Annotated in this window: 23 protein-coding genes and 2 tRNA genes; 10 read left to right on the forward strand and 15 right to left on the reverse strand. The window is 39.8% G+C overall.

All coding sequences use genetic code 11. From position 1 onward, the window contains the following. Positions 1-46: 46 nt before the first annotated feature. From H5180_RS08380 to H5180_RS08390, 3 genes are read left to right on the forward strand one after another with little or no spacing between them, the layout of a single operon-like run. Positions 47-1603, forward strand: a complete 1557-nt coding sequence (locus tag H5180_RS08380; RefSeq protein ID WP_182758049.1) for a tryptophan halogenase family protein — start codon at positions 47-49, stop codon at positions 1601-1603. Between the two features lie 35 nt (positions 1604-1638). After that, the gene (locus tag H5180_RS08385; protein WP_182758050.1) at positions 1639-2385 is read left to right on the forward strand and encodes a SapC family protein; all 747 of its coding nucleotides are present in this window, start codon (positions 1639-1641) and stop codon (positions 2383-2385) included. Next, a complete protein-coding gene (locus tag H5180_RS08390; protein WP_259399555.1) occupies positions 2378-3100 on the forward strand; it encodes a DUF6445 family protein in 723 nt (240 codons plus the stop codon). Before H5180_RS08385 ends, H5180_RS08390 begins: the two co-directional genes overlap by 8 nt. A gap of 165 nt (positions 3101-3265) precedes the next feature. Here H5180_RS08390 and H5180_RS08395 read toward each other — a convergent pair whose 3' ends face one another. Both H5180_RS08395 and H5180_RS08400 read right to left on the reverse strand, forming a co-directional pair. Next, positions 3266-3895: a response regulator transcription factor gene (locus H5180_RS08395; protein ID WP_145240576.1), complete on the reverse strand. Its 630-nt coding sequence runs from the start codon at positions 3893-3895 to the stop codon at positions 3266-3268. Beyond that, positions 3892-5055 (reverse strand): sensor histidine kinase, encoded by a 1164-nt coding sequence (locus tag H5180_RS08400; RefSeq protein WP_145240578.1) that lies wholly within the window; start codon positions 5053-5055, stop codon positions 3892-3894. Before H5180_RS08400 ends, H5180_RS08395 begins: the two co-directional genes overlap by 4 nt. Before the next feature lie 267 nt (positions 5056-5322). Here H5180_RS08400 and H5180_RS08405 point away from each other — a divergent pair, with 267 nt between their 5' ends. The 3 genes from H5180_RS08405 to H5180_RS08415 all read left to right on the forward strand — a co-directional run bounded on the left by H5180_RS08405 (position 5323) and on the right by H5180_RS08415 (position 7995). Continuing rightward, positions 5323-5736: a DUF2141 domain-containing protein gene (locus H5180_RS08405; RefSeq protein WP_145240580.1), complete on the forward strand. Its 414-nt coding sequence runs from the start codon at positions 5323-5325 to the stop codon at positions 5734-5736. Positions 5737-5746: 10 nt separating this feature from the next. Beyond that, positions 5747-7243 carry a carotenoid oxygenase family protein gene (locus tag H5180_RS08410; protein ID WP_182758051.1) on the forward strand — a complete coding sequence of 499 codons (1497 nt, stop codon included), beginning with the start codon at positions 5747-5749 and terminating at the stop codon, positions 7241-7243. 224 nt (positions 7244-7467) lie between these two features. Next, complete coding sequence (locus H5180_RS08415; protein ID WP_182758052.1) at positions 7468-7995, forward strand: hypothetical protein; 528 nt, start codon at positions 7468-7470, stop codon at positions 7993-7995. A gap of 34 nt (positions 7996-8029) precedes the next feature. On the opposite strand, the gene H5180_RS08420 is transcribed toward H5180_RS08415, so the two are convergent. Then, positions 8030-8557, reverse strand: a complete 528-nt coding sequence (locus H5180_RS08420; protein ID WP_310736491.1) for a CIA30 family protein — start codon at positions 8555-8557, stop codon at positions 8030-8032. A 202-nt stretch (positions 8558-8759) separates the two neighbouring features. Here H5180_RS08420 and H5180_RS08425 point away from each other — a divergent pair, with 202 nt between their 5' ends. Further along, a complete protein-coding gene (locus tag H5180_RS08425; RefSeq protein ID WP_182758053.1) occupies positions 8760-12011 on the forward strand; it encodes a S41 family peptidase in 3252 nt (1083 codons plus the stop codon). A gap of 132 nt (positions 12012-12143) precedes the next feature. On the opposite strand, the gene H5180_RS08430 is transcribed toward H5180_RS08425, so the two are convergent. The 4 genes from H5180_RS08430 to H5180_RS08445 form a co-directional block, all read right to left on the reverse strand. Continuing rightward, entirely contained in the window at positions 12144-12797 is a 654-nt protein-coding gene (locus H5180_RS08430) for an NAD-dependent epimerase/dehydratase family protein (protein WP_145240592.1), read from the reverse strand. 111 nt (positions 12798-12908) lie between these two features. Then, positions 12909-13580 (reverse strand): hypothetical protein, encoded by a 672-nt coding sequence (locus H5180_RS08435; RefSeq protein WP_145240594.1) that lies wholly within the window; start codon positions 13578-13580, stop codon positions 12909-12911. Further along, the gene (locus tag H5180_RS08440; RefSeq protein WP_259397362.1) at positions 13577-14320 is read right to left on the reverse strand and encodes a hypothetical protein; all 744 of its coding nucleotides are present in this window, start codon (positions 14318-14320) and stop codon (positions 13577-13579) included. The genes H5180_RS08435 and H5180_RS08440 overlap by 4 nt, the downstream gene beginning before the upstream one ends. Before the next feature lie 26 nt (positions 14321-14346). After that, positions 14347-14931, reverse strand: coding sequence for a hypothetical protein (locus H5180_RS08445; protein WP_182758054.1), 585 nt, complete (start codon positions 14929-14931; stop codon positions 14347-14349). Between the two features lie 227 nt (positions 14932-15158). Here H5180_RS08445 and H5180_RS08450 point away from each other — a divergent pair, with 227 nt between their 5' ends. Further along, complete coding sequence (locus tag H5180_RS08450) at positions 15159-15875, forward strand: enoyl-CoA hydratase/isomerase family protein (protein WP_182758055.1); 717 nt, start codon at positions 15159-15161, stop codon at positions 15873-15875. Between the two features lie 67 nt (positions 15876-15942). Continuing rightward, a complete protein-coding gene (locus tag H5180_RS08455; RefSeq protein WP_145240600.1) occupies positions 15943-16929 on the forward strand; it encodes an RDD family protein in 987 nt (328 codons plus the stop codon). A gap of 85 nt (positions 16930-17014) precedes the next feature. Here H5180_RS08455 and H5180_RS08460 read toward each other — a convergent pair whose 3' ends face one another. The 6 genes from H5180_RS08460 to miaB form a co-directional block, all read right to left on the reverse strand. Beyond that, the gene (locus H5180_RS08460) at positions 17015-18241 is read right to left on the reverse strand and encodes a hypothetical protein (RefSeq protein WP_182758056.1); all 1227 of its coding nucleotides are present in this window, start codon (positions 18239-18241) and stop codon (positions 17015-17017) included. 81 nt (positions 18242-18322) lie between these two features. Next, entirely contained in the window at positions 18323-19903 is a 1581-nt protein-coding gene (lnt, locus tag H5180_RS08465; protein ID WP_145240604.1) for an apolipoprotein N-acyltransferase, read from the reverse strand. After that, a complete protein-coding gene (gene corC, locus H5180_RS08470) occupies positions 19884-20765 on the reverse strand; it encodes a CNNM family magnesium/cobalt transport protein CorC (protein WP_145240606.1) in 882 nt (293 codons plus the stop codon). The genes lnt and corC overlap by 20 nt, the downstream gene beginning before the upstream one ends. A gap of 22 nt (positions 20766-20787) precedes the next feature. Then, positions 20788-21246, reverse strand: coding sequence for an rRNA maturation RNase YbeY (gene ybeY / locus H5180_RS08475; RefSeq protein ID WP_145240621.1), 459 nt, complete (start codon positions 21244-21246; stop codon positions 20788-20790). A 4-nt stretch (positions 21247-21250) separates the two neighbouring features. After that, the gene (locus tag H5180_RS08480) at positions 21251-22312 is read right to left on the reverse strand and encodes a PhoH family protein (protein WP_145240623.1); all 1062 of its coding nucleotides are present in this window, start codon (positions 22310-22312) and stop codon (positions 21251-21253) included. Positions 22313-22362: 50 nt separating this feature from the next. Beyond that, complete coding sequence (gene miaB, locus H5180_RS08485) at positions 22363-23808, reverse strand: tRNA (N6-isopentenyl adenosine(37)-C2)-methylthiotransferase MiaB (RefSeq protein WP_145240625.1); 1446 nt, start codon at positions 23806-23808, stop codon at positions 22363-22365. A gap of 253 nt (positions 23809-24061) precedes the next feature. On the opposite strand from miaB, the gene H5180_RS08490 reads away from it, so the two are divergent. Continuing rightward, positions 24062-25231 (forward strand): FAD-dependent oxidoreductase, encoded by a 1170-nt coding sequence (locus tag H5180_RS08490; RefSeq protein ID WP_182735560.1) that lies wholly within the window; start codon positions 24062-24064, stop codon positions 25229-25231. Positions 25232-25550: 319 nt separating this feature from the next. On the opposite strand, the gene H5180_RS08495 is transcribed toward H5180_RS08490, so the two are convergent. Then, a tRNA-Gln gene (locus H5180_RS08495) sits at positions 25551-25625 on the reverse strand. A 38-nt stretch (positions 25626-25663) separates the two neighbouring features. Next, positions 25664-25748 (reverse strand) — tRNA-Leu (locus H5180_RS08500). Positions 25749-25790: the final 42 nt, after the last annotated feature.

Consider the following 25790-nt stretch of genomic DNA (forward strand, 5'->3'; position numbering starts at 1 on the left):
TATTGATTAAAAGTCACTTTTAATTGTAATCCACGCGAGTATTAAAATGAAACAACAAGAAAAAAGCATAAACACAGTGATTGTCGTGGGTGGTGGTATTGCGGGTTGGTTAACTGCGGGGCGATTGGCTGCAGAGCATAAGAGTAATACGGACGTTGGCGTCAAGGTCACGTTAGTTGAATCGCCAAACGTACCAATTATTGGCGTTGGTGAAGGTACTTGGCCAACAATGCGCAGCACTTTAATCGCTTTGGGTATTAGTGAAATCGACTTTATCCGTGAGTGTGACGCTAGTTTTAAACAAGGTGCTAAGTTTGCACAATGGGTGGATGGTGGCGAAGATGATTATTATTATCACCCATTGGTTTTACCGCAAGGATTCACTAAAACAGATATGGCAGGATATTGGTTAAACGATGGCGAGCAATCATCATCGTTTTCTAATGCGGTATGTTTTCAAGAAGCACTTTGCGAGCAAGGTCTTGCGCCAAAGACGATCAGAACGCCTGAATATGGCGCTGTCGCCAATTACGCTTATCATCTAGATTCAGCTAAATTTGCAGTGTTTTTACAAAAACACTGCATCGAAAATTTAGGTGTAACCCATATTTTAGCTGATGTTACTAAAGTTAACAGCATCGAAAATGGTGATATAGGTAGTTTAACAACAAAGCAGGCCGGAAATATAAGTGGCGATTTATTTGTTGATTGCAGTGGTTTTTCATCGTTATTGCTCGGAGGTCATTATCAAGTGCCGTTCAAATCTTATCGTGATGTTTTATTCATAGATACGGCTTTAGCAGTACAGGTACCCTATGAAAATGACAGTAGCCCAATCGCTTCACATACCATCTCGACGGCGCAAGAAGCAGGTTGGATCTGGGACATAGGTTTACAACATCGCCGTGGTGTTGGTTATGTGTATTCGAGCAAACACAGTACTGAATCACAAGCAAGGGCAAGACTTGCCGACTATATAGGCGATAAGATTGATTCACTGACAATCAGAAAAATTCCGATAGAAAGTGGCCATCGCAGTCACTTTTGGCAAAATAATTGTGTTGCTGTTGGATTGTCTGCTGGCTTTTTAGAGCCACTTGAAGCGTCTGCTCTTGTGTTAGTTGAGATGTCAGCGCAAATGATTAGCGAGCAATTGCCACCGACTCGCGAGGTAATGGATATTACAGCGAAACGCTTTAACGATACATTTCTCTACCGCTGGGGGAAAATAATCGACTTTTTAAAGCTGCACTATATTTTGAGTAAGCGCACCGATAATGCGTTTTGGATAGATAATCGCGATCCACAAACGATCCCACAAAGCTTGCAAGATTTAATGCAACTTTGGCAATATCGCGCTCCTGCTGATTATGATTTTGCGAGTAATAATGAAGTGTTTCCTGCTGCAAGCTATCAGTATGTCTTGTATGGAATGGGCTTTAAAAGTGATTACAGCAACTCACCTCACTTATTAAATGATAAAACATTTGCACAGAGTCAATTTGCTAAAAATAAACATATGATTCAGCAAGCAGTTTCAACATTACCTAGTAACAGAGAGTTACTTGATAAAATTAAGCTGCATGGGCTTAGTGCAATTTAATTGTGCTGTGAAATATAAAGAATAAAGAGAACAATATGACTAATTTAGTTGCAATTAATTACAGTGCTCACAAACATTTAAAAATTGATATCGCGAAAACTCAAGAACACAGTGCCACGCAAAATATGCTTCCCGTTGTGGTTGCTGAATTTAGCCAAGTATCTGTGCAACATCCGATCGTACTTGCTAAGAGTGGTGAAACAGGCGAATTTACCTTAACGGCATTATTAGGTTTTGAGCAACATGAAAATTTATTTTCGAAAGACGGTCAATGGCAAGGAGTTTACATACCATTACAGTTACAAAGGCAGCCATTTTTTGTCGGTGAAATACAAGCTGAAGAAGCGGGAGATTATGCGGTTTGTATAAACTTAGACAGCCCATCGATAGTTCGCGACTCAGCGCAAAATAACGTCAATGACATCCAGGTATTATTTACTGACAGCGGTGAAGATAGTGATTATTTTGTTAAAATGAAACAATGCTTAGGGTATTTATTGCAAGGCGAAATAGAAAATAAAGCACTGATTGACACATTGTTAGCACTTAATTTAGTGCAGCCTCTTTCCCTTGACGTTACCTTTTGCAATAAGCAAAGTTCACGTTTAAACGGTCTATATACGGTAAGTGAAGAGAAAGTAGCGGCACTAGCTCCTGAACAAATAGGGCGTTTACATAAAGCACAACAGCTTAAACCAATCTACACGATGATCAATTCATTGGGTCAACTGTATCCACTTATTGAACGTAAAAATCAGCAGTTTGTTAGTGTACATGACTAGTGCTACTTTTTTAAACCCGGCAATGAAAGTTACACGCTTAGTTGTTGGTAATGAGCGCATACCTGTTTTAGTGATTGATGATTTAAGTTTAAACTATAATGAACTCATCGCCTGTGCTTGTGAAAACGTTAATCATAGCTCGGCATTTACTGCATCTAATGGAGATTTATACCCAGGGGTTCGCAAACCATCACCGGCTAACTATAGTGAGCAACTTAAAGAGTTACTCCCTATCTTAAAATCGTCGTTCAATTTTATCGATAGCAATGGCATGAAAGTGGTTTTTTCTGCGTTTTCAATTGCCACAACACCGGTAACAAAATTAAGGCCCATTCAAATGTTGCCTCACTTTGATACTCCTAGTGTTAACCAGCTTGCTGCTGTGCATTTTTTATGTGCAAAAGCATATGGTGGAACGTCCTTGTATCGGCATAAAGCATCTGGCTTTGAACGTATAACACAGCAGCGACTCGCACCGTATCGTGCAATGATCAAACAGCAAGCCATTGCTCAAAGGCTCCACGAACGTCCTAGTTATATTTCCAGTGATACAACATTGTTTGAGCAAATAGCCTCACTAGAGGCGAAACCGAATAGGCTTATTGTATATCCAAGTAATGCCTTGCATTCTGGTAATATTAATCCTGATTTAGGACTATCTAGTAATCCATCAACTGGCCGTTTAACCATTAGTAGCTTCCTAGTCTTTGGGTAATAACAAATACTAGGAAGCTAAAGTAACCTGAGCGCAGATTTAGTATTTTGATTGAATGGCTGAGTTTGTAGATGTTATATCTAAAGTAGAAATATAAGTTATATCGTTTGTTTATTGGTAATACTGTAAAATAAACATGTACTTAAAAAGCTTGTGTAAGATAATTCATATAATTTTCGCGCTCAATGCTTTAAGTACTGCGCGGGTTCTATCGCGGGTATTGAGCTTTGCCAGTAAGCTTGATACATGATTCTTAACGGTTCCTTCAGCTAAAAAAATGGCTTGAGCTATTTCTTTATTAGATAGTCCAGCTGCGATCAGTTTTAAAATATCAGTTTCGCGTTCACTCAGCGGTTCAATTTCATTATCCCCAAAGGTCGACAGCTGTGCTGCATTTAGCTGATTTAATAACACTGGCTCTGCTAAGGTTTGTCCGTTGTACACACGATGGACTGCATGATGAAGCTTTTCGGTGTCGACATCCTTGAGTAAGAATCCATTAGCTCCTGCTTGCATTGCATCGACAAATAACTGCGGATCATCAAAAGTTGTTAAGATAATTACCTTGCAATCAAAATGCTGTTTGCGAAGTTGGGTTAGTGCTTCGATACCATTGACGCCAGGCATCCTAATATCCATTAATAGTACATCAATGGGATCAGAGGATAGCTGCTCGCATACTTTGATGCCTGAGTCGAGTTGCCAACAGACGGTAAATTCGTCCGCTAAAGAGAGTAAATTGGCGATCCCCTCGCGGATCAGTGCTTGGTCGTCGACAATGGCTAGTCTGATCATAATGTGTCCTTAAGGGGGAGGGTGACATGTAAGCAAAAACGCTCTGGCGTTTGCTTGATTTCCATACAGCCTTGATATTCACTTACCCGCTCTTTGATTGAGTTTAAACCACAGCCGAAATTCAAATCACTTTGTTGGGATTGCTGATTAATAATATCTAAGGCTAACATTTTGTTGGTCTGTGATAGTCGCACTTCAATGTGTTTAAATTGGCTATGCTTAATCGCATTGGTAATTGCTTCTTGACACACTCTTAATATACATTCGGCTTGCTTATGGGAATGGATCTGCAGCGCATTGTCGATGTTAACAGCAAAATTGTAACCAGGTAACCGATCTGCAATTTCATTGAGTGCTGTTTTTATATCAATATCACCGTCGGTACGAATACTGCGAACCATGTTGCGGATCTCACTCAGTAATGCTTTTGCTAAGTCGCGTGATTGGATCAATGTAGCATGAGAAGAGTCATCATTTGAGTTGGCTGTTTGCTGTGCGGCAAACTCTAAATTTAAAATTAATGCGGTAAGTTGATGGCCACAAATATCATGCAGGTCACGACTGATCTCAAGGCGCTCACCATGACGAATACTATCGGTTAGTAAACTTCGTGTAGAAGCAAGGTGTGCATTCATCAGTGTTAATGCTTTATTTGTTGCAGCTTCTTTGACGGCAACTTTACTGGCGGCAAACGAAAAAATCTCAAAAGCCAAGTAGACACTACTTAGTGTTAATTCATGCCACAGAGAAATAGCATTTTCTTTACTAAAAAAGAGCACCAGCACAAGTGAGCTATGAGCAGCAACCATCGGGACTAAAGCGTATCTCGAGCTAAAAATGAAAGGCAGTTGCCCTGCTATAATCACCAATAAAATATAAATTAATGGGGTGTGTAATATCCAGCCTAATATTAAAGTTGCCAGTATTTGTAAAAATATAAAACAGCTTAAACTGCGAGGATTTTGGTTTACACCATTTGTCAGTGTAATCACTAAAAAGCTTAGTATATACAGCATATAAGCGAGAAAACTGCTTAATAGCGATGTGGCTTGACTAGTTACTAAAGTAAGCGTCATAACTGTGGCGCAGCCTAGTAAGCCCGCTAATGTTAGTTGCCAGTTAATAGGTTTTTTTAGTGTCAATAAAGAGGGCGACTGCATTTCGCTTCCAGCAAAAAAACAAAGTGCTTTAGTTTACGTTAGCTTGTCTTTAAATAGCAATAAAACAGCAATGACTCATTAATTTAAATCAATAAAACAGTATGCGGGTTTTTAAACGCGATGTTAATAAATTTGCTTAATACTAAGACATAAACAAACTAATTTCAAAAAACATGACTTTTGGCACCTGTATTATATGTGGGACTTTTCTACAGTAGCTACATCAGCTTAGCAATAGGTGTTAAGCCACATTAGAAAGAGCTTGTTATGTTTAAAAAATTAGTTTTTACCAGTGCATTTGCAATCAGTAGCTTAGCTGCACAAGCTGCCGAATTAACGGTCGATATTGCGGGGATCACACAGCTTGAAGGTGATATATATGTGGTGCTTTATGACTCAGTCTCTGCTATGGAGTCAAATAAAGCCACGCTAGCATATAAAGGGGCCGTGACTAAGTTACAGACTACAGTAACATTTAGCGATTTAAGCGCCGGTGATTACGCCATTTTGGCTTACCAAGATTTAGATAATAATCAAAAGCTCAATCGTAATATGATTGGTATTCCTAATGAGCCATATGGTTTTAGTAATAATCCTCGTTTAATGGGGCCGCCAAGTTTTGACAAATTACGCTTTGCTGTCGGTGATGTTGATCACACTATTCAAATTTCGATTGATTAAGGATATTGCTATGTTACGTCGTGAATTTTTAAAAAAATCAACATACTTAGGCACATGCGCAATTATCGCTAGCCAATGCCCTGCGGTATTTGGAGCAAATGCAAAGCCACAGCCAAATCATTCTTCTGCTATACAGTCTTCTTTTTTAGGTTGGCAAGGGGTAACGGATAATATTGATCCACATTTTGAACCTTGGCAAGGTGAGCTACCCGTTCAGTTACAAGGTATGACATTTTTCCGCAATGGCCCGGGTATGCAAGAGCGGGCAGGGCAGCGTTATAGCCATTGGTTTGATGGCGATGGGTTTGTTAATCAATTTAAATTTTCACAGCACGGTGTCACTCATCAAGGAAAATTTACACAAACACAGAAGTTTGTCGAAGAGAGTAAAGCAGGAAGGTTTTTATATAATGGTGCAGGCTCAATAATTACTAATGCAAAACCGGCAAAAAATACCCAAGTATTCAATACTGCAAATACGGCATTGTTACCAATGGCCGGTGAGCTTTGGGCTATGTGGGAAGCGGGTACGCCGTATCGCCTTGATCAAGAAACACTCGCAACCAAAGGACAGGTTGATTTTGGGTCTGAATTAAATGGGGTTCCTTTTTCAGCTCATCCTCATGCTGATAGCGATGGTACGATTTGGAACTTTGGCGATATTTCTTTTACAGGTAAACCTTGCATTGTAGTGTATCAACTGACGGCGCAAGGAGGCATAAAACGCTATAAACTTTTACCACTGCCACATCATAGTTATATTCATGATTTTGCAGTGACAGAGCAGTATTTAATATTTTATTTGCCGCCCATGTTACAGCAACTGGGAGAAACTTATATAGAACGATTTAAATGGCAAAAACAATTAGGCAGTCGGGTATTAGTGGTTGATAAGCATAGTTTGCAAGTCGTTAACCAGATGGAGCTTGAAGCTGGATTTGTTTTTCATTTTGGAAATAGTTGGCAACAAAATAATGAACTAGTTGTTAACTTATGTCTGTATCCAGATGCAACTGTAATGACTGATGTAATGGCTAATATAGACAATCACCAAAATCGTATTGCGCATGAACCAGCTAAAGCAGCGCAGCTTAGGCTTAATCTTGTTACTAACAAGGTATCGATTAACTGGGCTGAACCATATATGGAATTTTTGCAATTTGATAAGCGTTTCGCTGCTAAGTCATCGGCTTTGCAGTATGGCGTAGGAATAAGCAAAAATAATCCACATAAAGAATTTAATGCAATCACAAGATTGAACACGCAATCAGGCCAAAGTCAAAGTTATAGTTTTGGTGATACAGCCCATGTTGAAGAGCCTTTATTTATAGCCAAAACAAATAGTAATAGAGAAGGGCAAGGTTATATCATTAATACGTGGTTGGATTATGGATCGGCTAAAAGTGGTGTTGCTGTTTTTGATGCGGAGAAAATAGGTCAAGGGCCGTTGGCTTCAATGCAATTACCCTATCATTTACCGCTGGGTTTTCATGGAGCAATAGTATAGCAAAAGCTAATTTACAGTTTGCAAAGCAAGTGTGTTTAATTGTTGCTTGGAATCTAACGGTAAAACTCCTTTGCCAGTGAGTTTAATACCGGCGCTTAGGTGCTTAACCATTAGTAGCTTCCTAGCCTTTGGGTAATAACAAAGGGTAATATTTTTGGAGAAGAAAGCTAAAGTCTTATTATTTTGTGCCGATATTATTACCAGGATAATTTTAAGGATGAAATATGAAGATCTTACCTGTTATTACTATTCCTGAAGCTCATGGGTTTCAAAGTAAATACGAAAAACGACTTGAAGAACAAGCAGCGCAAACAGAACAGCCTGAATATATTTTGTCTGAGTTTTTAGATGCTAAAGCGCAAGAGTATAGCGAAGATGATGTGAATTTTGCTGAACAGTATAACAATTTACAAAAAGTGTATGAAGATTTCGCTCAAAAGATCATCGTGCTACAAGAACAAATTAATAAATTAAAACAAGATCCAATTCAGCGAAATCTCAAGCTTGAAAGCCACAATAGCAACTTTATACAGCTGGAAAAAAATACCGAAGCGCAAAATTTAAAAATAGATCCTGAGCATACTGGTGCGAAAAAATACCGAGATTCTCAACAGCAAGAGCAAATTGATATATTAGTTCAGCAACTTAATGAGCTAAAGTCCAACCACGCAGAAATAAAGAAACAGATGATAGAAATGGTTATCACAGAGCTTAAAAAGCGAGATAACGAAGAATATGATTTTAAAAAATAATTTTAATATTTCCAATATAGCCGCTTAATTTACGCTATTTATGCTCAAAGTTAATATGCGCTAATTCAAGTTTAAAATTACCTTGCTGCTTTTTGGCGATCATAAGGCCCAATTGTTGTACATCTTTGAACGTTAACTCTGGTTGCTGCTCTAAGGTTTTACCACGGTAAGTGAGACTAAAGTCAGTTGGTGAGAATGTAACGACTTGCCATTGATCTTTTATCGTTTCAAATGAGGTTGTATACGCTGGTCCGTCTAGGTACTGACTCGTTCTTAAGCGAAGTTGATACGTTTTACCATCTCCTTTGAACCGTAAAGATATGAGATTGGCGTTTTCTTTATTAGTGTTTATTGTTGTGCGTATTGAAGCAAAGCCTCCATTATTTTCAAGAGAAACGTTGCCTGTAAAAATTAAGCTATTGTCCTTCTCATAAGCTTGGCTGGTCGATAAACCGCCCATTACTGAGTCATTAATGATGTACCAACTTTGCGCGGCGTTAAGCAAACCTGAAGGTAACAGCAAACTAACTGCTACAGCGGATGCAATATGGGTTATTTTCACGTGTATTCCTTAAAACTTTAACGATAGACTATTTAATACGTGTGGTTGAGAGAATTGTTCAATCATTTTTAAGTTCATGGCAAATATATAAATGTTTAGTCTATTATTGTGGTGATTATTTACACTCTGTTACAGTTATTCGCCGAACAAAGCTGCAATCCATTTTTATGTTGTTATGATGATATAAAATAACAACATAAGGATGGTTAAGTTGAAATTACGTACTTTTTTAACCGCAATAGCGATTGCGGTTGCGCCTACATTCTCACCCATAGCCGCGGCTTATGATACTCAAGATACGCGATTATTACGTTTTCCTGATATTCATAAAGAGTCGGTTACTTTTGTTTATGCCGGTGATATTTATATAGCAAATATCAAAACGGGTAAAAGCACGCGCTTAACAGATCACATTGGTTTTGAAACATTCCCTAAGTTTTCTCCAGATGGGAAAAGAATCGCTTTTTCAGCACAGTACAATGGTAGCCGCCAAATATATGTAATGAATCGCGATGGCAGTGATCTAAAGCAACTGACTTACTATAATGATGTTGGTGTGATGCCGCCTCGTGGTGGCTATGATTACCGTGTCCTTGATTGGACGCCTGATGGTAAACATATAGTGTTTCGAGCAAACCGTACACCTTATGGTAAGCGTGTGGGACGTCCTTACATGGTGCCTGCCGATGGTGGCTTAGAGCAGCCATTGGCCATACCTGAAACGGGTGGCGGCATGTTATCGCCTGATGGTAAGCAATACGTATATACACCAATTGATCGCGAGTTTCGTACTTGGAAGCGCACGCGAGGGGGCCGCGCACAAGATGTATGGATCTATGATTTAGAGCACAACAAGTCTACGCAGTTAACTACCGATAGAGCCACAGATCAGCAGCCTACTTGGGTGCATGACAATATTTATTATGTCTCAGACAGAGCATACACCTTAAACTTATATAAGCATCAAGACGGCAAAGCACCAATAAAAGTGACCAATCACACGGATTTTGATGTGCTTTGGCCATCGGCAGGCCCAGATGCCATAGTGTATGAGAATGGTGGTTATTTATACCGTTTTGACGATGCAACGCAGCGTGAAGAAAAGCTGACTATTAACGTACAGGGAAATCGTGAAGATACCATGCCTTATAGCAAAAATGTGGCTGGTTTTATTGATTCGATGGATGTATCCCATGATGGTAAGCGCGTGGTTTTTAGTGCCCGTGGAGAGCTGTTCTCAGTACCCGTTAAAAATGGCCCAACACGCAATTTAAGCCATACGCCTAAAGGGCGTGAAATTGCCGCTTCGTGGTCACCAAATGGCCGTTATATTGCCTATATGAGTGATGAAAGTGGTGAGTACGAAATTTATATCCAAGACCGAGCTAATAACAACAAGGTTAAACAACTGACAACTAATGGCACTATTTGGCGTTTTGACCCTGTTTGGTCTCCGGACAATAAAAAGCTATTGTTTGCAGATCTAAATCACACCTTATGGTGGCTTGATATAAAAACCGGCAAGCAGCATAAAATTGATACCGCCAAGTATGAAGAAGACGGCTTAACTACGTATATTTGGTCACCTAATAGTGAAGATGTTGTATTTGTTAAAAATAACGAAAATCGTTATGCCTCATTATGGCATTATAATTTAAAAGATAAACAAGTTACACGTCTGACCGACGATATGAGCAGTGAACGAAATCCGGCGTTTTCTCCTGATGGTCAGCAATTGTATTTTACTTCAGAGCGCGACTTTAACTTAACTTTTAGTAGTTATGAATTTGACTACATGTTTAATAATGCCACGCGAATTTATGCTGTTGCTGTCAATAGAAAAATCAAACCGCTGAATACGCCACTGACTGATGAAATAAGTATTGTTGACTCGAAAGCGGATAAAGACGATGACAAGTCAGCTAAACCGTTAAGCACTTATATTGAAAGTGATGGTTTTATGGATCGCGTTGTCGCTCTAAATGCTCTGGCCGGAAATTACAGTGCTTTAACTGCTGTAAAAGATGGCGTATTAACACTCTCTGCGGGTGAGCTAAAATTAATACCTATTGCCGTCGATGGCGAAATTGCCACCGTAGCGAAGGGGGTTAATAGCTATAAAATATCAGCGAATGCGCAGCATATCATTGCTCGCTCAGGTGATAATTACAGTGTAATTAAGCCAGCCGCTGAGCAAGATTTAAAAGCCACCCAGTTAGACTTGCAAAATATGATACTAAAAATTGACCCGCAAATAGAGTGGGCGCAAATGTATCGTGAAGGCTGGCGGACATTACGTGATTGGTTCTACGATGAAAATCACCACGGCCAAGATTGGGATGCTATTTTAAAACGCTACCAACCAATGGCTGATGCAATCGCACATCGCGCCGACCTTGACTATGTGCTAAGCGAAATTGCCGGCGAGATTAACTCCGGGCATATTTATGTCAACTCTGGCGATATGCCAACTGCAACACGTTTACAGCATGGTTTATTAGGCGTAGAAATTAGCGCGCATAAATCCGGTTTTGTAAAAATCGAAAATATCTTTAAAGGCGAAAACTGGCACGAGAACTTCCGCTCACCACTCAACGAGCCGGGCGTTAACGCAAGCGTTGGTGACTATATTGTTGAGGTAAATGGTCGTTCAGTAAAAGATGTGGTTAACTTTTATGAATTACTTGAAAACACCCAAGGTAAATCGGTTGAGTTATTGCTTAGTAAATCCCCGAGCCTGAAAAAAAGTTGGAAGGTAACAGTTAAACCAATCGCAAGTGAAACCGGCTTACGTTATTTACAATGGACGCATAGCCGTGCTGAATATGTAAATAAACTATCCGACGGTCGTATTGGTTATGTACATTTGCCAAACACACATTACGAAGGTAATCGTTCGTTATTTAAAAACTTTTTACCGCAAACTAGCAAAGAAGCAATGATCATAGATGATCGCTACAATGGCGGTGGTTTTATCCCAGAGCATATGATCACTTGGCTGGCACGTAAACCGCTTAACTACTGGAAGCGTCGTGGCGTTGAGCCAACTAAAACACCACAGTTTGCCCATGATGGACCAAAAGCCATGCTGATCAACGGCTACTCCAGTTCAGGTGGTGACGCACTACCGTATTACTTCCGCCAAGCAGGTTTAGGTAAACTAATTGGCACTCGCACTTGGGGTGGGTTAATAGGTATCTCTGGTAACCCAGGGCTTGTGGATGGTGGTTCAGTTATTGCTGCCACCTTTAGAATACTCGACAATGACGGTAACTGGATCATCGAAAATGAAGGCGTAAGCCCAGATATCGAAGTGATTGACCGTCCAGAGCTTATTCAAGCTGGGCAAGATCCGTCGATTGAGCGTGCCGTAAAAGAGCTGTTAAAAGAGCTTAAGGCAAACCCGAAAAAACCCTTGATTGTGCTGCCAGCTCCAACAGAGTTTGGTAAGTAGTAAGGTTAATAGGTATTAAAAACTGAGCCAGCATTTGCTGGCTTTTTTATAGCTTTTTGCGCTGAAGTTCGTACTTAAATTTGTCGGTCGCCATTTATGGTGAAAAGGAACGTATAAGATATGTACTGAATTTTAACTGTTAAATAGTTCATCTAATCTAAAATATTCAACACCATCACCTGATTGTTTACTGATATTACACATTTTTATGGCAACTTGTTTGCCCGTGATAGGGCGATACTTTCTTAAACCAGGCAGCATACATAAAATTGGTAACAATACACTGCCAAGCTTTTCACCAATACGAAATTCGTTATTACGCTCGCCAAGTAATAACGATGGCTGAATAATACTAATGCGTTTAAATGGCAGTTCTTTGACAGTATTTTCAAGTTCACCTTTCATTTGTAAATATGCGTTACCACTATTGGCATTTGCACCACTGGAGGATACTAGCAAGTAATGGTGTACTTCGTGTTTTGCAGCAAGTTCAGCGACTTTTAACTGATAATAAAAATCAACCTTACGCTGAGCGGCTATAGAGCCAGCTGCTTTTTTTGTCGTGCCTAAACATGAAAATAATATATCCGCTTTAAAAAGCGCAGCGTGTTGAGCTAAATGGTTAAAGTCCACTACATGATTAACGACTTTGTCACTGTTATAACTAATAGGGCGACGCGTTAGGGTGATAACTTTACTGATATGAGTTGCCACAATTAATTCTTCAACTAAGTGACTGCCCACTAAGCCAGTTGCACCGACAACAATAGCGACTTTATTAAGCATAAGTATCCTCAAGTATTAATTTTATTTGTGAGAACTGGGGGTGATTATAATATCACTTATCAAAAGTCTAATAGTGGCTAAAGTTATAGCTTACTATTAGACTGATAACTATTAGATTTCTTTTTTTAACAAGACGATAGGGGATAAAATATGTTTTATCACTTGTTCATATTTACTGTCATCGGTTAAATCTGGGGCATGAAGATCTAGACCAATTTCAAAGTCATAATTTTTGCCATCAGGAATGTAGTACTGTACGGCAAGGCTTATTACCGGCCTAAATTCGACTGACTTTTGAGGTATTGTTACGATATGTTGCTCAACACCATTCCAATTAGCAGTGCCATCAATAACTTTTATTGAGGTTTCTTGCGGCTGAATAACTAACAGAGTATTAATATTTGGATATGCGCTTTTAACGTTATTAAACGTGTATTGCATTGCTGTTTGTATTAGTTCTAAGTTAAGTTTACCTGTTTTTGTGTTGAAAGCACCGCCTTGTTTCATAATAAAACTATCAAAAAATCTTTGTGCCTGCGGATTTAGGTTAGTTAAATTATATTTTTTTGAGAAGTTGACCACGTTATTGTCAAATGCTTCTCGGTATAATACTTTGCTACCGGTATTGGAGGTTGGCAACCATATATAGGCAAGATCGCTATGGGTAGGTGCGTTGACTAATGTGATTGCACTAATCCTCACTTCAGGATCGCTATTATATTGAATCAGTTTACACCCGACTAAATTTAGTAAAGTCATGATGATTAAAAAAAGCTTCATCATTTTTTTGTTTTCCAAGTGTCAATTGTCTTTAGTGCAAATTGTAACGCGTTGTCTAATTTTGTAGGATCTTTAAATAATTTATCAGCATCTTTAACAATAATTTCTTCATCGCTGTTAAATTGTGCAACTAATTCAATACCCCCAGAACCTGTTGTTAACAGTGTATCGTGTTCATCTCTAATACGGATATATAGTCGGCTCCCAGGAACATAACCTTCTTCGTTCTGAAATAACGATACAAATATATCTCCACCATCAGCGCCGCCTTCAAGGTAAGACTCTTCCTGACCATACCATTTTGCCACATGTCCTAATAGAATACTGTTAGTAAATTCTGCTCTAACAGTATCTACGCCCGCAAATACAAACGCACTTATACCTAATTTAGCTTTTGTTTTAGCAAGCGCTTTTTTCCAGATTTCATTACGTAGGTTTTCATTTTCCTGACCTGTAAGAGGGTCGTACAAATTATCAGCATTGTCTAATAACTGATAATAAAGATCATAAACCTCGCTGGCATCGACTACTTGAAATCCGCGATCTTCAAGTGCTTTTTTTATAGGTGTTTTATAATGATCTGCCAACTGTTGTTCAAAATAACTGAGCTCTTCTTCAACATAAAAACCACCAAGCCCAAGTATCTGATGGTTTGATTTTAGTTGTGCAGTATTCATGTAATTGGGTGAAGAGTTACACCCACTTAATGTTATAAGGATAAAAATAGTATAAATATATCTCATAATAATTCCTGAAAATGAGTGTTAAGTTAAAGTAATTTGATTCCGATTTTAGCGAACGAGGTGAGGGTCAGGTATCTATATTCGCTACCTCCAACTTGCGAACGCCAGTTGATCGTAGTTTTTTTATTATTCAAACCGCTATCAGTATAAAAAATTAGGTATTTTGCCTCGCTTGGCAGAGTAAACTGTGTTTTGTAGTAAAGCTTACCGTCCAAACCTAAGATTGTTGGTAAACCATTTTGCCATGCTTCATAGGGTTTGAGGTGTTGAATAATCTGTTTTGACTTATCCAAAAGCAATAACTGAGGATAGACAAGCGTTGCATTTTGAATAAATACGCCATTAGCGTAGCTAAAAACTTGGGCAAAACGACTATCGCTAGGTTTTTCAATTGCAATAAATGGACTTTTCTCATCGCCAAAAAGTCTTACAGGCTGCTTTTTCAAATCAAAATGAATAAACTGCTTTGTTTGTTGCGCTACGAATGTAATATCGTTTAAGTTAATACAACATACCGTGTGATTCTTTAATATTGCGAGATCATTTTTAGCCGAATTCGCGCAGCCTGATAACAAAAGAAGTAAGAGCAATACAATTGTTAACTTTTTCATAAGTATTTTAATTATTATTAGTATATAGATAGTATCTAATATGCAATAAGACTGAAATATATAAATTGCTAATATGTGACACAATGTAAATGAAATGAAAGGTGATGAATTTAAACTGGTTTATTACAGGCTCAATGGTTTGTAATTAAACAGATAAACTAAACATCGGTCTGCGTTTAAACGAGCAATAATCTTTTTAAAAAACTATAAAATTGAAGAGGGACTTTATGAGTATCATCTCCTTAACCACTCAACATAACGTTGCGGTGTTAACCTTAACAAACGGCGAAAACCGCCAAAATCCACATTTTGCACATCAACTAAAACAAGCGTTAGCAGAGGTTGTTGAAAACCAAAACCACAAAGCGCTAGTCATCACCTCAAATGATGATAAGTGTTGGAGTTTAGGCATTGATACTGATTGGTTGTTACCTGCTATGCAAGCAAAAAAGGCCGATGAAATACGTGGTTTTATGTACGACATGGACGATGTATTTAAAACCTTACTGCTTTTTCCTATGCCAGTGATCGCTGCCATTAATGGTCATGCTTTTGGTAACGGTGCAATTTTAGCGTGCGCGTGTGACTTTAGATTTATGCGCAGCGATCGCGGCTTTTTTTGCTTCCCTGAAGTGGATTTATCAATCCCATTTTTACCTGGCATGATCGCCTTTGTGAAAAAAGCGATCCCTTACTATCGCTTTAACGAAATGAAACTGACAGGGCGTCGCGTTTCTGGATCAGAGCTTGCAATTGATCACGTTATAGAAAAAGCCTCAACAGACCAAGATAGCCTATTAGCGGACGCAATGGCGTTTGCCGCTGCATTTGATAAAAAGCGCGCCATTTTTGCTGAGCACAAAAAACGTTTACACAAAGAAATAATTCGTGTGATAGATGAAGAAAATAAACCATTTATAGATAATCTAGCCTTGATGGTTTGAGCTATAAGCTGCTCTCAATAACAATCTAAATAAAGATGCTTATTTAATTTTAAGGATAAAGGCGTAAATGAAAGCGAAACAAATAGAACAATTAGCATTAACAGCTGCTGAAACTAAGGAAGTTATTACGCCCTATGCATTTAAAATAGATCAAGCGCTATTGGGACTACCACTTGCTTCACCGACTCGCCGCGCGCTCGCGATGGTAATCGATGTAGCGCTAATTTTTCTCGCGGCTAAGATCAGTGCTGCTGTAATCGCATTTGTAGCTGCAATGGCTTTTTATAAAGGCACAGCGCAAAAATACTTACCAACAATGTCGACTGTTTGGCGAAGAGTATTAAAAATAACTGCTGCCAGTATATTATTTATAAGTTCACTCTCAGTGCTTGCAATCGCAATCGATTTTTTTGAGGATGATACTGCGATTCAAGGGATAAGAATTAAACGCGAAACACCATTAAATGCAGAGGAAAAACAACAGATAAATACTTATTTAACGCAAACAGCACCAAGTCAAAATTGCAATCAGACTTGTCAAAGCAATGCACTTGCCAATTTAGTTGCTCAAGTGCCACAACTGGCTGAAATAGATGAGTTTGATAATGCTCAGGTTGCCCGGTTGTTATTGAAAGTAATGGTTGAAGCTGATGAGCAGACGGCTGAACCTGAAGACGCACCGGTTAAAGCTGCACCTGTGAATAGTATTTTACAGTGGGGCAAAGGAATCATTCAAGATTTAGGTCTTGGCTTTGGTTGGGCCGCGGTGTACTTCACATTATTTTCGCTTTTGTGGCGTGGCCAAACACCGGGTAAAAAACTATGCAATATCCGAGTTGTCGCACTTAGTGGCGAAGATTTAAGTTTATGGGATGCGTTTGGCCGATACGGCGGCTACGGCGCAGGGTTTGCAACTGGTTTACTAGGTTTTTTACAAGTTTATTGGGATCCGAACCGCCAAGCCATTCAAGATAAAATATCAGCAACTGTGGTTATTAAAGGCAGTATAAATCAGCTAATAACTGAAGAGACAGTTAAAGCGATTGTTAAATAGATAGTTAGACTCTAAGCAAGTTTTATAGAAAGGATTAATATACAGAAAATGCCCTATTTATGATAAATAGGGCATTTAGGGAGGTTCACAGTCCTAAAAACTCTAAATAAGGCATAATAACATCGATATTTGATTTTATGAGTGCGCTAATACCGGCAAAAAACAGCGCGAATAGTGTACACGCTGAAACATAGCTAATATGTTTATAAATCAGACGATAAAACTTGTCCAAGAAGTTCCACATCAAAAATAATGCGGCTATCCAAAACATGGTATCAAGTTTATATAACAGCGCAATTGTGACTACCGCTATTTCACTAATTAAACCGATAAGCTCAGCGCTAAAACTTAGCCAAGGTTTTTCTTTCAATAAGAAAAAGCTAAGTTGGGAGATCCCTGAAAAATAAGCAAGTGGCAGTAAGGTGAGCATACCAAGTTCAAAAGATTGCAGAGGCTGTCTTAATTCGAGTAAAGGTGCGAACCAATCGGTATAAAATACTAACCAAGCTAATAGAGTTAACGTAAAACTAAGCGCCGTTAAATAAACAGATTGTGCAACGCGTTCATCTTGGCTGCCGACGGTTACTCTGCCTGGAGCAACTAATATCATAAAACCAAAAGTTGATAACAAAGCTAATACACTGCAAAACCCAAATATGCTGTTATCAAATATTAAGGTTAGCGCAGCAAATGTAATTGCTAAGGGCCATCCTACCCATTTAGCTTCTTCTTTATCGTCACTAATACGACTTAGCACTGAATAGCTAATAACGCTGCCTAAAGAGAATCCTGCAACCAGTAACCAATATTCGTAATGTAAAAAAATGAGTGAAAAAATAGACGCGCCGTAAATCAAAAGTTCGTTGAGTAATGGTGGGAAATGTGACATCACTTTGCCAATTAAGGCCAATAATAACAAAGCTGAAATAGCATATAGCGCGGTGGTGAAACTATCAATACGCTGCTCGGTGTCAGATATTAGTGAAAGTTGTTTGCTAATTTGATGGGCATTACCAATCGGTATGTCGGAGGTGTATGTTCCACTATCTAAGTCAAAATGAAAGTTCGTTTGCGCTTGTTGATGTAAAAAAGTAGATTTTTCAGTATACACATTCTCTGAAACAGCATTTTCAGCTTTTAACTCTAGTAATAACTGATATTGAGCTTGTAACTCATTCTTTGAACTGACTTCATATTGAGCGGCTAAACCCAAGGAGGGGATAATAAGCATCAATACGAACAGAATAAAATGCCTGATTCTGACCATGTGCTGTGTAATTGATTGTTTGCATTGGGTGTTAATTAACAACATACAACTTCCTTGTTATTATGTTTACGACAATTGATGTAGATGAAATATATCAATTGTGTGATTACTTTTTAGTGAATATATTTAACGGTGATTATCTTTATATTTAAATTTTACGATTAATGCTGCGATTGTAATGCTAAAAATAAATAACCACACAGGCAAGTTACCGTATTGACTATAGATGCTGTCGCCTTGGATTAGCTTGATATTAACTTTAAGTGTGTCGGCTTTAAATTGTGGCATGCGGACTTGAATTTGACTGATTGGGTCGTATACGCCGCTAATGCCATTGTTGGTCACACGAATAAGCGGGCGTTGTAATTCAAGGGCACGCATACGGGCTATTTGCATGTGCTGGTGGGGACCGTGGGAGGCACCAAACCAGGCATCATTACTTACAGTAAATAAAATATCCGAATCATTGTGGTAATTACCACGCACTAAATCAGCAAAAGCGATTTCGTAGCAAATGGCCGGTAATATATTTAAGCCATTAGCACGTAAGTTATTTTGAACTTGGTCGCCGCGAGTGAACGATGACATGGGTAGGTCAAATAATGGCGCGATTGGGCGCAATATATCTTCGAATGGCACAAACTCACCAATGGGTAGTAATTGATGTTTTTGATAACGATTTTTACCTAAGTATTGATAATGACCGTGCTCGTCGCTGTGCTCTTTATTGCCAAGTACAATAAGGGTGTTAAAAATAGTTTTGGTGTCGAGTTGGTAATCAACAATACCGGTGATAAGTGCGGTGTTGTTAAATGACGCTGCGCTATCGAGGCCGGCCAAAAAGCTGTCGGCAAGGGCTTCAATTTCAGGAATAGCTGCCTCGGGCCAGACGATCAAGTCTGCATCCCAGTGGGGGCGAGTCATGTCTTGATATTTACTCATAGTGGTCCAAAACTCACTAGGCTCAAAACGCAGGCTTTGTTTGATATTACCTTGCACTAATAAAGCACTAATGGTTGTTTCGCTGTATTGATTGCTGCGGCTAACAACACCCATACCGCTGATAACAGCGATGATAGCTGCGGTTGCTATCGTTAGTTTAAAGTCTTTTGCAATAATAAGCCTATAGAGTGCAAATGCGATGGCTATGCACACTAACGTTAAGCCAAATTCACCGATCAGCGGCGCTAAAAAGTTAAGTGGGCTATCGGTTTGAGTATAACCAAAGCTTAGCCAAGGGAAGCCGGTGAGTACCACACCGCGTAAGTATTCGGTGACAGCAAAGCCTGAGAGTAATAATAAACCGTAGCTACTAGGGCCGCTGGCAAAGCGTGTGGCAAACATAAAGGCTAAAGCCGGGTAGATAGCTAAATAAGCACATAACAGCACCATCAGTAACACTGAGGCTACCAGTGGCATACCGCCGAAGGTGGCAATGGAGACATGCACCCAACTGATACCTGCGCCAAACCAACCGAGGCCAAATATAAAACCATATTTGGCGGCGCGTTTACTGGCTAGTTTGCCATATTGCTGCCCAGAATTATGTGTGTGGGTACTGTATATCGCTAATGCTAAACAGGCGAACGTGAGGGGCCAAATCTCAAAAGGGGCATAACACAAGGTTAAAAAGAGGCCCGCAACCAGTGCGAGCCATGCTTTTTTATCTTTTGCTAAATGCAGGCAGTTAGTCAGAAGTGTCTTCACTGTCGTTATCATTAGCCTTTGGCACTGTAACCTGTAATTGCAATAATCGACGATTATCGGCATTGGTTACTTTAAATTGTAAGCCATCTATATCAATTATTTCACCACGGCCAGGCATATGCCCAAAGGCGTGTAAAACAGTACCACCGATGGTATCAGCGTCTTGCGTGCTGTAGCCAGTTTTAAAATATTCGTTAAAATCATCAACAGGAGTAAGTGCTTGAACAACAAACACATGCTTTGCAAGTTGACGAATATCTAGTTGCTCTTCTTCGTCGTGTTCATCTTCAATTTCACCGACGATGAGCTCAAGAATATCTTCAATGGTTACTAAACCAGATACACCGCCGTATTCATCAATGACTAACGCCATATGGTAACGCTGTTGGCGAAACTCATTAAGTAGCGTATCAACACGCTTACTTTCAGGCACAACAACGGCTGGGCGTAAATAATCACGTAATGATGGCAGTAGATCATCTTTATTGAGGATCAGTGGTAATAGATCTTTTGCTAGTAAAATGCCTTCAATGTGGTCTTTATCTTCACACACCACTGGAAAACGTGAATGCGTTGAATCGACCATCATTGGAATGAGTTCTTCTAGTGGCGCTTCCACTTCGAGCGTGATCATTTGTGAGCGCGGGATCATAATATCTCGCACTTTTAACTCTGACACACCGAGCACACCTTCGATCATCTCTTTGGTTTCAGGATCAATGACATCCCGAACTTGCGCATCGGCAATTACTTCAGCCAGCTCTTCTCTATTCTGGGGTTCCCCTTGCAACATTTGGGTAATTCTACCCAACCAGGTCTTGCCAGAAGAACCCTGGCTAGTCTGCGAGTTATCGTCGCTCATTGCGTCTACTTGCTCCGTAAATTTAAATATCGTCCCGATATGGGTCTGCTATGCCTAATTCGGCAAGCAATTGCTTTTCAATGCTTTCCATTTCTGTCGCATCTTCATCCTTTATATGGTCAAATCCAAGTAAATGCAAGCATCCGTGGATCACCATATGGGCAAAATGGTCATGAAATGACTTTTCTTGCTCTATTGATTCAGCTAACACTATGGCTGGGCAAATAACTAAATCACCCACCAAAGGTAGCTCTATACCTGCTGGCGCTTCAAATTCAAACGACAACACATTGGTTGGTTTATCTTTACCACGGTAGTCATTATTGAGTTGTTGGCTTTGCTCTTCATCTGCAATAACAATACTCAGCTCTGATTCATCACGGTATTGACTAAGCACTTTATTAGCCCACAGCGCAAACTGCTCAAGACTAGGCAAGTTATCAAACTCGCAGGCTATTTGTAAATCAAGTTCAGTGTTCACGGCATCACTCTTTAGTCGAAGGTTGCGCTTGCTCTTGGTTTGCGAGCAAGTCTTTAGCACGTTGTTTTTCGGCGCGTTTGAGTCGTTCTGCTTCATCGTTACGTTCGTAGGCTTCAACAATGCGTGCCACGACAGGGTGGCGTACCACGTCCTGTGATTGGAAGAAGTTAAAGCTTATTTCGTCTACATCGCTAAGTACTTCAATGGCGTGACGAAGCCCTGAGCGCGCACCACGGGGTAAATCTACTTGGGTAATGTCGCCAGTGATCACTGCTTTTGAATTAAAACCAATTCGGGTTAAGAACATTTTCATTTGTTCAACCGTGGTATTTTGGCTTTCATCTAAAATAATAAAGGCATCGTTAAGTGTGCGACCACGCATAAAGGCAAGTGGAGCGACTTCAATGACATTTTGTTCCATCAGCTTTTCGACTTTTTCAAAGCCGAGCATTTCAAATAAGGCATCGTACAATGGGCGCAGGTATGGGTCGATTTTCTGACTTAAATCACCTGGTAAAAACCCCAGTTTTTCACCGGCTTCAACAGCAGGGCGGGTCAATAAAATACGCCGTATTTCTTGACGCTCTAAAGCATCAACTGCTGCGGCGACAGCTAGGTAGGTTTTACCTGTGCCAGCAGGCCCTATACCAAAGGTGATATCGTGACGAAATATATTCGATACATAATGACCTTGATTGTCGTTACGTGGTTTTATTACGCCACGACGAGTTTTGATCATCACCTCTTTGCCATATTCGTTTAGCTCATCTTGCTCTAATGCATTTGACTCACTAATGGCTAAATGTACGGTATTTGCTTCAATTTCAGTAATAACACCGCGTACTGGCTGAGTTTCGACATATAAGTCTTTGAGGATTTCCATCGCTGCAAACGCGCTGGTGGTTTTACCGGTGATTTTAAAATAGTTATCGCGATGAGTAATTTCAACACCTAAGCGGCGTTCAATGTGTTTGATGTTTTCGTCAAACGGGCCACATAAAGATGAAAGACGTTTGTTGTCGGAGGGTTCTAAATAAATCTCTAATTTTTTTAATTGATTACTCAAAATTGCTTCCTGTTTTGATGTGCCAGCGAGGCTGGCACAGTAAGTTTCGCCTAAGGAACGAAAGTTGCAACACCTAATTCATCAGGTGTGGCTTGCGGCTCTGGTTGTGCTGCTTTACTTAAAATATCAGCAGGAGCAACCGCACGGCGTAAGTTCATTTGGGATTCTGTACGAATTAAGTCACCGCGTAAAGAGTTTGGCAGTGCCTCAGTTATACGTACATCAACAAACTGACCGATCACTGTGTGTGGGCCAATAAAGTTTACTACGCGGTTGTTTTCAGTACGGCCACGTAGCTCCATCGGATTTTTCTTGGATGGACCTTCAACTAGGATGCGTTGTTCAGTATCAAACATTTGACGACTGATCTGTTGCGCCATTTGAGTAATACGGTTTTGTAGTAGGTATAAACGCTCTTTCTTTTCTTGCTCGCTGACATCATCAGGCAAATCAGCCGCTGGCGTACCCGGGCGTGCGCTGTAGATAAAGCTAAAGCTCATATCAAAACCAATATCATTGATAAGGTTCATCGTCGCTTCAAAGTCAGCGGCGCTTTCACCTGGGAAACCAATAATAAAATCTGACGACATACTTAAATTAGGGCGAATTTTACGTAATTTACGAATCGTTGATTTGTACTCAATAGCAGTGTGACCACGTTTCATTAAATTAAGAATACGATCCGAACCGCTTTGTACAGGTAAATGTAAGTGATCGACTAATTCAGGTACGTCGGCATAAGCGTCAATGATGTCTGGTGTAAACTCTACCGGGTGCGACGTGGTGTAGCGAATACGGTCAATCCCGTCGATAGCTGCAACATAACGAATTAAATCTGAGAAGTAACAAATTTCACCATCGTGAGTTTCGCCGCGATAAGCATTTACGTTTTGACCTAGTAGGTTTACTTCACGAACATTTTGCTCTGCAAGTTGAGCAATTTCTAATAATACATCATCAAGCGGGCGGCTGACTTCTTCACCGCGCGTGTAAGGTACTACGCAGAAGGTACAGTATTTAGAGCACCCTTCCATAATAGATACAAATGCAGAAGGACCGTCTGCTTTTGGCTCTGGTAAACGGTCAAACTTTTCAATCTCTGGGAATGAAATATCAACCACAGAGCTGCCTTTGTTACCTTGCACTTGTTTGATCATTTCAGGTAAACGGTGCAATGTTTGAGGGCCAAAAATAACGTCAACAAATGGTGCGCGTTGGCGAATTGAATCGCCCTCTTGTGACGCAACACAGCCACCAACACCGATGATCAGATCGGGTTTGTCATCTTTGAGTAATTTCCAACGGCCTAGTTGATGGAATACTTTTTCCTGCGCTTTTTCGCGAATTGAACAGGTATTGAGTAGGATAACATCTGCATCCCCAGCTTCATCAGTTAACTGGTAGCCGTTGGTTGCATCGAGAAGATCAGCCATTTTCTGAGAGTCGTATTCATTCATCTGACAACCCCAGGTTTTAATATGCAGCTTTTTACTCATTGAAATATAGCCTCGTTTTCAATTCGGTAGTGGCACGGTTGTGCGCTAAACAGGATAAGCGGCACTTTCGCTTACTTAAAGGACGCGTATTTTAGCTGGATACCCGTCTAGATCCAAGTATAGTTTTTATGTTTGTGAATTGAAGTCAAACAAAGTGCGTTTTATGGTTGATTAAGATGAAACTCACTCGCACTTGTAAACAGAAGTACGATACAATCAAGCGCACTGAAAATAACCAAATTAGTGACTAAAAATGATGAAAAACAAGGTTATTGTTGTTGGCGGCGGCATGGTTGGTGCAGCCACAGCAGTTAAACTCGCTAAACAAGGATGCCAAGTAACAGTGATTGAGCAGCAGATAATTGATGCTGATGCTGTATTGGCAAGTGAAAAAGTTGATATTCGTGTATCTGCTATCAATCGTTTTTCAGAAAACTTATTAGATGACTTAGGCGCTATGCCTATTTTACGAGTGCATCGACATGCCCCATATCAACAGCTCGAAGCGTTTGAACGAACGGGCGATAACCTTTTGTTTGATTGTCACGATATTAATACCACTCATTTAGGCCACTTAATTGAAAATAATTTAATTCAAGCGAGTATCTGGCAACAGTTTGCACAGCACAATATCGAAGTGATTGAAACACCTCAATCATTGTCCGCAATTGAGCAAAGCGAACAGCAAGTGACATTGCATTATGGTGAGCAGCAATATACAGCTGATTTAGTTGTTGCTGCAGATGGTGGGCAATCGTTATTACGTCAACAGGCAGGTATTGGTGTTACGGGTTGGCAATATGGTCAGCATTGTATGGGAGTATTAATAAAACTAGACGCTGCGCAACAAGTTAAAACATGGCAGCAGTTTAAGCCCACAGGTCCGGTAGCTTTTTTACCTATGCAGGCGCCATACGCCAATTTAATTTGTTACCACGATGCAAAGCAGTTAAAGCAATGGCAGCAACTCTCAGCAAGCGAATTAAAACAGCAACTGCTTGCACATTTCCCGCCCTTAGCTGGGGATTTTGATATCATAGAGCATGCTGTTTTTCCGTTAGCCCGCCAACATGCCAACAGCTATTCAGATGGCCGTATCGTGCTGGTTGGTGATGCAGCGCATACGATTAATCCGCTCGCTGGGCAAGGGGTTAACTTAGGTTTTCAAGATGTCGTAGCGCTTGCTGATATATTAAAAAATGCAGACGATATAGGTGCTGCACAATATCTTAAACAATATGAGCAAACTAGACGCAAAGCAAATTTGTTAATGATGAGTATGATGGACGCTTGTTATTTTGGTTTTTCTAATCAACTAACTCCATTGCAGTGGGCACGCAGTCAGTTTTTGAAAATGGCAAATAAAACCGGACCGGTAAAGCATTGGGTATTAAAATATGCGATTAGCGGTGAAATCAGTTAAGAATTCTCATTTTATTAAAAATATTATTATCATAGCGAATTATACCAATCGTGTTAAGTTACTGACCATTTATAGCGACAGATAAATGGAGTGATAACAAGGCGTAAATTTTGACATGTAGTTGTTCTACTTGAAAAAATTAGAACGCAGTTAGCGCTTTATTTAGCTCGCTAGAATGGTTAAATATTTAAGTCGATTGGTATCAAATAGCTAACTAATTTAATGTAATTGGTATTAATAGAATGGCTAGGGTGGGCGAAAGCTCACTCATATAATTTTTTGATAAAAGACAAAAGATAGAGAAGGGAATTGATAAAATTGGCTGGGATACCAGGATTTGAACCTGGGAATGCCAGGATCAAAACCTGGTGCCTTACCGCTTGGCGATATCCCAACTTTAAATTTTATTAGTTTTAGTTCTAGGTAAGAACATGGTGCGGAAGGAGAGACTTGAACTCTCACATCCTAAGATACTGGAACCTAAATCCAGCGCGTCTACCAATTCCGCCACTCCCGCATAGTCTGTATAATTATATACGTTTTTGCTGTTTATACTCGT

The organism is Pseudoalteromonas sp. SR41-4 (assembly GCF_014163985.1).
GTDB lineage: Bacteria > Pseudomonadota > Gammaproteobacteria > Enterobacterales > Alteromonadaceae > Pseudoalteromonas > Pseudoalteromonas rhizosphaerae.